The organism is Streptomyces flavofungini (genome assembly GCF_030388665.1).
In the GTDB taxonomy this organism is placed as follows: Bacteria; Actinomycetota; Actinomycetes; order Streptomycetales; family Streptomycetaceae; genus Streptomyces; species Streptomyces flavofungini_A.
Genome location: NZ_CP128846.1, coordinates 4,029,736 through 4,040,000, shown reverse-complemented (window position 1 = coordinate 4,040,000; position 10,265 = coordinate 4,029,736). Strand labels below are relative to the sequence as shown.

General features: G+C 65.5%; 8 protein-coding genes and 2 rRNA genes (1 of these 10 running past the window's edge). All 10 read left to right on the top strand.

Annotated features, from left to right (window positions below):
• A 23S ribosomal RNA gene (locus tag QUY26_RS16630) occupies positions 1 to 2,682 on the top strand; it begins 444 nt to the left of the window's first position.
• Positions 2,683 to 2,776: 94 nt separating this feature from the next.
• Positions 2,777 to 2,893, top strand: a 5S ribosomal RNA gene (gene rrf / locus QUY26_RS16625).
• Positions 2,894 to 2,955: 62 nt separating this feature from the next.
• Positions 2,956 to 3,600 (top strand): HAD family hydrolase, encoded by a 645-nt coding sequence (locus tag QUY26_RS16620; protein WP_289947377.1) that lies wholly within the window; start codon positions 2,956 to 2,958, stop codon positions 3,598 to 3,600.
• A gap of 83 nt (positions 3,601 to 3,683) precedes the next feature.
• Complete coding sequence (locus QUY26_RS16615; RefSeq protein WP_289947375.1) at positions 3,684 to 4,949, top strand: MFS transporter; 1,266 nt, start codon at positions 3,684 to 3,686, stop codon at positions 4,947 to 4,949.
• The gene (locus tag QUY26_RS16610) at positions 4,900 to 6,072 is read left to right on the top strand and encodes an acetoin utilization protein AcuC (RefSeq protein WP_289947372.1); all 1,173 of its coding nucleotides are present in this window, start codon (positions 4,900 to 4,902) and stop codon (positions 6,070 to 6,072) included. Before QUY26_RS16615 ends, QUY26_RS16610 begins: the two co-directional genes overlap by 50 nt.
• 170 nt (positions 6,073 to 6,242) lie before the next feature.
• Positions 6,243 to 7,058: a phosphatase gene (locus QUY26_RS16605; protein WP_289947370.1), complete on the top strand. Its 816-nt coding sequence runs from the start codon at positions 6,243 to 6,245 to the stop codon at positions 7,056 to 7,058.
• Between the two features lie 129 nt (positions 7,059 to 7,187).
• A complete protein-coding gene (locus QUY26_RS16600; protein WP_157164103.1) occupies positions 7,188 to 7,397 on the top strand; it encodes a helix-turn-helix domain-containing protein in 210 nt (69 codons plus the stop codon).
• Between the two features lie 131 nt (positions 7,398 to 7,528).
• Positions 7,529 to 7,627, top strand: coding sequence for a 30S ribosomal protein bS22 (locus QUY26_RS16595; protein WP_003948845.1), 99 nt, complete (start codon positions 7,529 to 7,531; stop codon positions 7,625 to 7,627).
• A 315-nt stretch (positions 7,628 to 7,942) separates the two neighbouring features.
• Positions 7,943 to 9,076: an NAD-dependent epimerase/dehydratase family protein gene (locus tag QUY26_RS16590; protein WP_289947364.1), complete on the top strand. Its 1,134-nt coding sequence runs from the start codon at positions 7,943 to 7,945 to the stop codon at positions 9,074 to 9,076.
• A 14-nt stretch (positions 9,077 to 9,090) separates the two neighbouring features.
• Positions 9,091 to 10,230 (top strand): lysophospholipid acyltransferase family protein, encoded by a 1,140-nt coding sequence (locus QUY26_RS16585; RefSeq protein WP_289947362.1) that lies wholly within the window; start codon positions 9,091 to 9,093, stop codon positions 10,228 to 10,230.
• The last annotated feature ends 35 nt before the right edge of the window (positions 10,231 to 10,265 follow it).

Below are 10,265 nucleotides of genomic sequence, written 5' to 3'. Positions count from 1 at the left end.
TTTGAGAGACACCCAAGTAGCACGGGGCCCGAGAAATCCCGTGTGAATCTGGCGGGACCACCCGTTAAGCCTAAATATTCCCTGGTGACCGATAGCGGATAGTACCGTGAGGGAATGGTGAAAAGTACCGCGGGAGCGGAGTGAAATAGTACCTGAAACCGTGTGCCTACAAGCCGTGGGAGCGTCGCTATGCAGCTTGCTGTGTAGTCGTGACTGCGTGCCTTTTGAAGAATGAGCCTGCGAGTTTGCGGTGTGTTGCGAGGTTAACCCGTGTGGGGAAGCCGTAGCGAAAGCGAGTCCGAATAGGGCGGTTTAGTAGCGCGCTCAAGACCCGAAGCGGAGTGATCTAGCCATGGGCAGGCTGAAGCGGAGGTAAGACTTCGTGGAGGGCCGAACCCACCAGGGTTGAAAACCTGGGGGATGACCTGTGGTTAGGGGTGAAAGGCCAATCAAACTCCGTGATAGCTGGTTCTCCCCGAAATGCATTTAGGTGCAGCGTCGTGTGTTTCTTGCCGGAGGTAGAGCACTGGATAGGCGATGGGCCCTACCGGGTTACTGACCTTAGCCAAACTCCGAATGCCGGTAAGTGAGAGCGCGGCAGTGAGACTGTGGGGGATAAGCTCCATGGTCGAGAGGGAAACAGCCCAGAGCATCGACTAAGGCCCCTAAGCGTACGCTAAGTGGGAAAGGATGTGGAGTCGCAGAGACAACCAGGAGGTTGGCTTAGAAGCAGCCACCCTTGAAAGAGTGCGTAATAGCTCACTGGTCTAGTGATTCCGCGCCGACAATGTAGCGGGGCTCAAGCGTACCGCCGAAGTCGTGTCAATCCAGCATGTAGGGCCAACGCCCGCTCGGGTTGGGTAGGGGAGCGTCGTGTGCCGGGTGAAGCTGCCGCGTAAGCGAGTGGTGGACGGTTCACGAGTGAGAATGCAGGCATGAGTAGCGATACATACGTGAGAAACGTGTGCGCCGATTGACTAAGGGTTCCTGGGTCAAGCTGATCTGCCCAGGGTAAGTCGGGACCTAAGGCGAGGCCGACAGGCGTAGTCGATGGATAACCGGTTGATATTCCGGTACCCGCTGTGAAGCGTCAAACATCGAATCCAGTGATGCTAAGGCCGTGAAGCCGCCCTGGAGCTCTTCGGGCTGAAGGGGAGTGGTGGAGCCGCTGACCCGATCTGGTAGTAGGTGAGTGATGGGGTGACGCAGGAAGGTAGTCCAGCCCGGGCGGTGGTTGTCCCGGGGTAAGGGTGTAGCCCGAGCGATAGGCAAATCCGTCGTTCTTGTGGGTGAGACCTGATGCCGAGCCGATTGTGGTGAAGTGGATGATCCTATGCTGTCGAGAAAAGCCTCTAGCGAGTTTCATGGCGGCCCGTACCCTAAACCGACTCAGGTGGTCAGGTAGAGAATACCGAGGCGTTCGGGTGAACTATGGTTAAGGAACTCGGCAAAATGCCCCCGTAACTTCGGGAGAAGGGGGGCCATTTCTGGTGATGACACTTGCTGTCTGAGCTGGGGGTGGCCGCAGAGACCAGCGAGAAGCGACTGTTTACTAAAAACACAGGTCCGTGCGAAGCCGTAAGGCGATGTATACGGACTGACGCCTGCCCGGTGCTGGAACGTTAAGGGGACCGGTTAGTCACTCTTCGGGGTGGCGAAGCTGAGAACTTAAGCGCCAGTAAACGGCGGTGGTAACTATAACCATCCTAAGGTAGCGAAATTCCTTGTCGGGTAAGTTCCGACCTGCACGAATGGCGTAACGACTTCTCGACTGTCTCAACCATAGGCCCGGTGAAATTGCACTACGAGTAAAGATGCTCGTTTCGCGCAGCAGGACGGAAAGACCCCGGGACCTTTACTACAGTTTGATATTGGTGTTCGGTTCGGCTTGTGTAGGATAGGTGGGAGACTGTGAAGCGGGCACGCCAGTGTTCGTGGAGTCGTCGTTGAAATACCACTCTGGTCGTGCTGGATGTCTAACCTGGGTCCGTGATCCGGATCAGGGACAGTGTCTGATGGGTAGTTTAACTGGGGCGGTTGCCTCCCAAAGGGTAACGGAGGCGCCCAAAGGTTCCCTCAGCCTGGTTGGTAATCAGGTGTTGAGTGTAAGTGCACAAGGGAGCTTGACTGTGAGACTGACGGGTCGAGCAGGGACGAAAGTCGGGACTAGTGATCCGGCGGTGGCTTGTGGAAGCGCCGTCGCTCAACGGATAAAAGGTACCCCGGGGATAACAGGCTGATCTTCCCCAAGAGTCCATATCGACGGGATGGTTTGGCACCTCGATGTCGGCTCGTCGCATCCTGGGGCTGGAGTCGGTCCCAAGGGTTGGGCTGTTCGCCCATTAAAGCGGTACGCGAGCTGGGTTTAGAACGTCGTGAGACAGTTCGGTCCCTATCCGCTGTGCGCGTAGGAGTCTTGAGAAGGGCTGTCCCTAGTACGAGAGGACCGGGACGGACGAACCTCTGGTGTGCCAGTTGTTCTGCCAAGGGCATGGCTGGTTGGCTACGTTCGGAAAGGATAACCGCTGAAAGCATCTAAGCGGGAAGCCTGCTTCGAGATGAGGACTCCCACCTCCTTTGAGGGGTTAAGGCTCCCAGTAGACGACTGGGTTGATAGGCCAGATATGGAAGCCCTGTGAGGGGTGGAGTTGACTGGTACTAATAGGCCGAGGGCTTGTCCTCAGTTGCTCGCGTCCACTGTGTTGGTTCTGAAACCACGAACAACCCCATGCCATGGTGATGGTGTGGTGCGGTCGTTTGAAAAGTTTCATAGTGTTTCGGTGGTCATAGCGTGAGGGAAACGCCCGGTTACATTCCGAACCCGGAAGCTAAGCCTTACAGCGCCGATGGTACTGCAGGGGGGACCCTGTGGGAGAGTAGGACGCCGCCGAACTAATTGTAGAGAAAACCCCCGTGCCGTTCGGCACGGGGGTTTTCTGCGTTTAAGGTCGAGGCATGCGATACGAATTGATCATTTTTGATAATGACGGTGTCCTGGTCGACAGCGAGCCGATCTCCAACACCATGCTCGCCGCGTACCTGACGGAACTCGGGCACCCCACCTCGTACGAAGAATCCCTGCGGGACTACATGGGCGGTGCCATGCACCGTGTGCACGACCTGGTCCTGGAACGGTCCGGCAAGCGGCTGCCGGACGACTTCGACGAGACCTTTCACGAGCGGGTCTTCGCGGCCTTCGAGCGGGATCTCGAGCCCATGGCCGGGGCCGTGGAGGTACTGGAGAAGCTCACCGCCGAAGGGGTGCCCTTCTGTCTCGCGTCCTCCGGCAGCCACGAGCGGATTCGGGTCGGGCACCGGAAGACCGGGCTCGACAAGTGGTTCGACGACGGGCGGATCTTCAGCTCGCAGGACGTGGGGCGGGGGAAGCCGGCACCGGATCTCTTCCTGCACGCGGCGGAGCGGATGGGTGTCGCTCCTGACCAGTGCGTCGTGGTGGAGGACAGCCCGCTGGGAGTGCAGGCGGCACTCGCGGCCGGGATGGACGTATACGGCTTCACCGCCATGACCCCGGCGGAACGGCTTCGTGATGCCACCCGGCTCTTCAGCGAGCTGGGCGCGCTGCCTGAACTGCTTGCGTGAGACAGAGCTCGCTGAGCGGGTGGGGAAAGTCGTGAGGTGATCTATCTACCCACGGGTAGATCGGGGATCTACGCTTCGCAGCCATGACGGAAACGCTGCGGCGTGGCAGAGCCTCCCTCGCGCTCGGATTCCTGGTGCAGGGTGTGGCGTTCGCGCTGCTCGTGACGCGGATACCCGCGCTGCAGGACCAGTACGGGATATCCGACAGCCTGCTGCCCGTCTTCCTGGCGGCCGTGCCGATCCTGGCGGGGGCGGGGAGCGTGTGCACCGAGCGGCTGGTGCGGACGGTGCCGCCCAGCCGGGTGCTGCGGTGGTCGCAGCCCGTGGTGCTGCTCTCCCTGCTCGGCGCGGGTGCGGGCGACGCGGTGTGGCAAGTCGCCGTCGCGCTCGGCGCGTTCGGGCTCGCCGTCGGGGCGTTGGACGCGTCGATGAACATGCTGGGCGTGAGCCTTCAACGGGCGTACGGGCGCAGCATCATGCTCGGCTTCCACGCGGCGTACAGCCTGGGCGGGATCGTGGGAGCCTCGCTGGCGTGGGCGGGCGCGCACTGGGACCTGTCGCTGCTGGTGTCGTATCTGCCGGTGGTCGTCGTGCTGCTGCCGGCCGCGTTGGTGGGGAGCCGGTGGTACGTCGACGCGGGTGATGGTGAGGAGAGCGGTGCAGGGGGCGCAGGGGGTGCAGAGGGTGGCGCGGGTGCGGAGAGCGTAAAGAGTGCTGGTGGGGGAGTTGGGGGAGTTGGGCTCAGGGTCCTGTGGCCGCTGTGTCTCGTGATGACGTGTGCGTACATCGGGGACTCGACCGTCTCCAACTGGAGCGCGAAGTATCTGGAGGACGTGCTCGGGAGTTCGGAGCAGGTGGCGACGGTTCCGTACAACGTCTACATGGTGATGAACCTGGTGGGGCGGGGAGTCGGGGACCTGGGGGTGCGGCGGTTCGGGGCCGTCGCCGTGGTGCGGTGGGGTGCGGTCGTCGGGGCGGCGGGGTTCGGTGTGGTGGCGGTGGCGCCGGGGGCGTGGACGGGGATCCTGGGCTTCACGCTGGTGGGGATCGGGTTGTGTGTGATCGTGCCGCAGACCTTCGCGGCGGCGGGGCGGCTCTTCCCGGGGGCTTCGGACACGGCGGTGGCGCGGCTGAACGTCTTCAACTACGTGGGATTCCTGATCGGTTCGCCTTTGGTGGGCGGGCTCGGGGACGCGTGGAACTACCGCGGGGCGATGGTCGTTCCCATGGTGTTGGTGCTTGTGACCTTCTGGTCGGCCCGGTCGTTCGCTCCCGGACAGGACCGATACGGTGACGGACATGAGCGGCCGCGCACAACTGATGTGGGACGAGGCAGTCACGGGCTATGACTTCGGTCCAGAGCACCCCATGGACCCGGTCCGGCTCGCGCTGACGAGAAGCCTGATCAACGCCTTCGGTCTCGACCGCGACCTGGACGTGGTCGCGGCGAAGCGTGCCGGGGAGTCGACGCTGGGGCTCGTGCACCGCGAGGACTACGTCGACGCGGTGAAGGCGGCCTCCGCGGACCCCGCGTCGGCGCGCGGGGCGTATGGGCTGGGGACCGAGGACGACCCCGCCTTCGCTGGCATGCACGAGGTGTCGGCGTTGATCGCCGGGCAGTCGGTCGGTGCTGCCGAGGCGGTGTGGCAGGGAGAGGCGCTGCACGCGGTGAACTTCGCCGGTGGGCTGCACCACGCCATGCCGGGGAGCGCCGCGGGGTTCTGTGTGTACAACGACGCGTCGTTGGCGATCGCGAGGCTGTTGGAGCTGGGCGCCGAGCGCGTCGCGTATGTGGATGTGGACGTGCACCACGGGGACGGGGTGCAGGCCACCTTCTGGGACGATCCGAGGGTTCTGACGATCTCGCTGCACGAGCATCCTCGGACGTTGTTCCCGGGGACGGGGTGGCCCGAGGAGACGGGAGCGGAGTCGGCGGCGGGGAGCGCGGTGAATGTGGCGCTGCCCGCGGGGACGGGGGACGAGGGATGGGTGCGGGCGTTTCACGCCGTCGTGCCGGAGCTGTTGGCGGAATTTCGGCCGCAGGTTCTGGTCACTCAGCACGGGGCTGACACGCACTTCGAGGATCCGTTGGCGCACTTGGCGGTTTCGTTGGACGCGCAGCGGGCTGTGCAGGTGGCCTGCCATGAGTTGGCGCATGCGTACGCCGATGGGCGGTGGGTCGCCCTTGGTGGGGGTGGCTACGCCGTGGTGGATGTGGTGCCCAGGTCCTGGACGCACCTGGTCGCGGTCGCCGCCGGACGGGAGATCGAGCCTTCGGTCGAGGTGCCTGAGGCATGGCGGCGGGAGGTGTTCGCCCGGACGCGGACGCTCGCGCCCGGGCGGATGACCGATGGGCGGTGGCCCGTGAGGTGGCGGGCGTGGGAGGAGGGCTACGACCCCGCGGATCGGGTGGACCAGGCTGTGCTGGCCGCCCGGCGGGCGGTGTTTCCGTTGCGGGGATTGTTGGCCTAGGGGTGTTTCCTCGGGGGAGGCGGGAGCCGGGGGCCCTCGGAGTTGGAGAGTGGTCCTTCGAGGGCGAGGGCGAGTGGTCCTTCGAGGGGAAGTGGGTGGGGTTAGCCCGAGTGTGGGGTGTTTTCTGGGTTTTCGGGGTTCCGTGGCGGTATGTGCGGCAGCATCGGGGCGTGTTGAGCACCGGAGCGTTGCGCGCGCATCTGCTGGCGGCCCGGCTCGCCGGGCCCGTGGCCACCTCGCGGGAGGAGAGCCTGCGGAGCTATCGGCTCTTCGCGGCGCGGGATCCGCGGATACTTCTCGGGCTCGACCCCGAATGGAGCTGGGGCGCGGGAGACTTGCTGCGGTTGATGGCGGACAAGTGCGGGGTGTCGGGCGACCCTCGGCACACCACGGGGGCCGATGTCATCGACCCGGAGCGGACGTTGGCGGCGCTGGACGCGTTCGCCGAGCGGCTGCGGGAGGCGGCCGGGCGGCGGGTTCCCGTGCTGCTCGGGACTGGACACCCGCATCGGCTCCTTGGCTTCTACGCCGCGTTGGCCGAGGCCTTGTCGGCGGCGGGATGCACGGTTCTCACCCCCGCGCAGGGTTGCCGTGTCGACATAACGACCCGGTTCGGCCTACGCACGTACAACCTTGACTACGTACAAGGCGTCGCGCTGGTGCGCGAACCAGGCGTGCGTCCCACCGGGAGTGAGACCGGCGCGCACAGCCATTCGCCACTCCCGGTTCGGCGGGCCCTGACGGCCCAGGCGGACTCCGGCGGGCCCCTGCCCGAGTTGGTCATCGGGGACCACGGCTGGGTCTGCGGGGCAGGTCAGCTGGGGTTTGAGGCGATCGGTCTGGCGGATACGGACGATCCGGCGCTGTTCGTCGGCGAGGCCGAGGGGCGGGTGTCCGTGGTCGTTCCGCTTGATGACGCTGTGCGGTCTGATTACTACCGACCGCTTACTCGCTATGTACTCAATCGAGCGTGTCTGTCACAGTAAACGGCCGATGGCAGCTCCTCTTCCCCACTCGCATCACCCGCCCCTACTCTGGGGAGTGAGCGCACAGCGACGAGGAGTCACCGGAAGGGGAAGCCGGTGCGCGTCATGTGCGGAAGGTTCAGGTGTGTCATGGCTGCTGACCAGAGGCCTCTCAGCGAGGTTGCGTTTCTGACCGTGGCGGAGGTCGCCGCGGTGATGCGAGTCTCGAAGATGACCGTGTACCGGTTGGTGCACAGCGGTCATCTGCCCGCAATCCGGGTCGGAAGGTCCTTCCGGGTCCCGGAGAACGCGGTTCACGAGTACCTTCGCGACTCTTATGTGGGGGTGGAGACAGCCTGATCGATGTCCCTCGATTACAGGCTCGGCGCCAGGGCGGGTAGGCTAGGCCGACGTAGGTCGTGTGGGCCCAGACGCCCCGCACCGATGTCCCCGCGATGTGGGGATGTTCCGAGAAGTGAGCGAGGGTAGTCGTGGGCTCTGTTATCAAGAAGCGGCGCAAGCGGATGGCGAAGAAGAAGCACCGCAAGCTGCTGAAGCGCACGCGCGTTCAGCGTCGCAACAAGAAGTAAGCGACCGCTGACGTCAGCGAACGCAAGTGAACGTACTGCGGCCCTCCCATCGAACGATGGGAGGGCCGCAGTACGTTCTGGCCAGAACTTTCCGGGGCGGGTCGGGCTTGTCGTTCATGGGGGATTCAACAGTTCAAAGTCGGGCGAACGGCTTGATCTTTGCGTCCAAGTGTGTCCGTCGTCACTTCGCGCGTCCCGCGGTCATCACAGCGCAACATCCACCCGCTAGCGTGGGGCCACGGACGTAGTGCTCAGACGTGCCGCGGGGCGAGCGCATGCTGACGCCTCGCGGGCTGGGGAAAGGCGGCGCTGATCTTGGGCAAGGTCGTGCTCGTGACCGGGGTGGCCCGGCAACTGGGCGGCAGGTTCGTCCGCCGTGTCCAGCGCGATCCGGAGGTCGACCGGGTGGTCGCCGTCGACGCCGTCCCGCCCGAGCACCATCTCGGCGGCGCGGAATTCGTCCAGGCCGACATCCGGCAGCCCACGATCACCAAGGTCCTCGCCGAGCACCGCGTCGACACGGTCGTCCACATGGACGTGACCGGCACCGCGCTCGCGGGCGGCAGCCGAGGCTCGGTCAAGGAGACCAACGTCATCGGCACGATGCAGCTGCTCGGCGCCTGCCAGAAGTCGCCGACGGTGAAGCGCCTCGTGGTGAAGTCGAGCACCAATGTGTACGGTTCGGCGCCCCGCGACCCGGCGGTGTTCACGGAGACCACACCGCCGAAGTCGCTGCCCAGCGGCGGTTTCGCCAAGGACACCGTCGAGGTCGAGGGGTATGTGCGCGGTTTCGCGCGGCGGCGGCCCGATGTCGCGGTGTGTGTGCTGAGGTTCGCCAACATCCTCGGTCCTGCCGCGGATTCGCCGCTCGCGGAGTACTTCTCGCTGCCGGTCCTGCCGACGGTTTTCGGTTACGACCCGCGGTTGCAGTTCGTGCACGAGGACGACGCCGTCGAGGTGCTGCGCCTCGCCTCGCACGATCCGCGGCGGGGCACGCTGAACAGCGGCACGTTCAACATCGCGGGCGAGGGCCTGCTGTTGCTCTCGCAGTGCGCCCGGCGCCTCGGCCGGCCGACGCTGCCGGTGCTGCTTCCGGCGGTGACGTGGGTGGGTACTGCCCTGCGTACGCTCGGTGCCACGGACTTCTCGCCGGAGCAGATCCGGCTGCTCACCCATGGCCGGGTGGTGGCCACCCGGCAGATGCGCGAGACACTGGGGTTCAGGCCCAAGTACACGACTGCGGAGACCTTCGCGGACTTCGTAGGCAGCCGGGGCCCCGGCCTGCTGCCCCCGGAGGCGCTCGCCAGGGCCGTCGAGAGGATCGCGGCGCTGCCGTTCGCGGGGGGCGGTTCGAAGTCCGGCGGTGCGGAACCCGGTGGTACGAAGTCCGGTGCCGGGGGCGGCGCCGGACGCGGAGCCGACAGCAGTGCCCACCACAGCGCCAACTGAGGAGATCGTCAACGATGGCGGACGCCAAGGTCATTCCGTTCGACGACGACCGGTCGCGCGGGGGCGGCCAGCGGCCGGGGCGCCGCAGGCCAGGGCCGCGTCGCCCTGGCGAAGGGGCGAAGGTGCGCGAGGTCAAGGCGGTCCCCGGCCGGTTGCACGGGGATGTGCCGGAGGGCGCCGCTCCGGGGGCGGAGCCGCTGGACGCGGGGGCCGTGGGGCCGGTCGACGCGGTCGCGCGGCCCGACGGGCCCCGGAGCGCGGGGCAGGGCGCGGCGGAGCGGGCTTCGGCGCCGGAGCCGCGCGGTGGGGGCGGCGGTGGCTGGGACCGGCGGATCGCGGGTGGCCTGGCGTTCCTGCGGCGGCGGCTGACGGGTGAGTATCACGTCGACGACTTCGGGTACGACGAGGAGCTCACCGACCAGGTCCTGATGTCGCTGTTGCGGCCGTTGTACGAGAAGTACTTCCGCGTCGAGGTGAAGGGCATCGAGAACATCCCCGCCGACGGTGGGGCGCTGATCGTCGCCAATCACTCCGGGACGTTGCCGTGGGACGGCCTGATGATGCAGGTGGGGGTGCACGACAACCATCCGCACGGGCGGCATCTGCGGCTGCTCGCCGCCGATCTGGTGTTCATGCTGCCGGTCGTCAACGAGTTGGCGCGCAAGGCGGGGCATACGTTGGCCTGCGCGGAGGACGCCGGGGCGCTGCTGGAGCGCGGGGAGCTCGTCGGGGTGATGCCCGAGGGGTTCAAGGGGATAGGGAAGCCCTTCAGTGAGCGGTACAAGCTGCAGCGGTTCGGGCGGGGTGGGTTTGTCTCCACGGCGCTGCGGACGGGGTCGCCGATCGTGCCCTGTTCGATCGTGGGGGCTGAGGAGATCTATCCGATGATCGGGAACGCGAAGACGTTGGCGCGGGTGTTGGGGATTCCCTACTTCCCGTTGACGCCTACGTTTCCGTGGTTGGGGCCGTTGGGTGCCGTGCCGTTGCCCACGAAGTGGACCATTCAGTTCGGGGAGCCGATTCCTACGGACGGGTATCCGCCTGAGGCCGCTGAGGATCCGATGTTGATGTTCAATCTGACGGATCAGGTGCGGGAGCAGATTCAGCACACGCTGTACAAGTTGCTGGTGCAGCGGAGGTCGGTGTTCTTCTAGGGCGGTGGGGGCCCTGCGGGGCTTTCCCCAGTCCC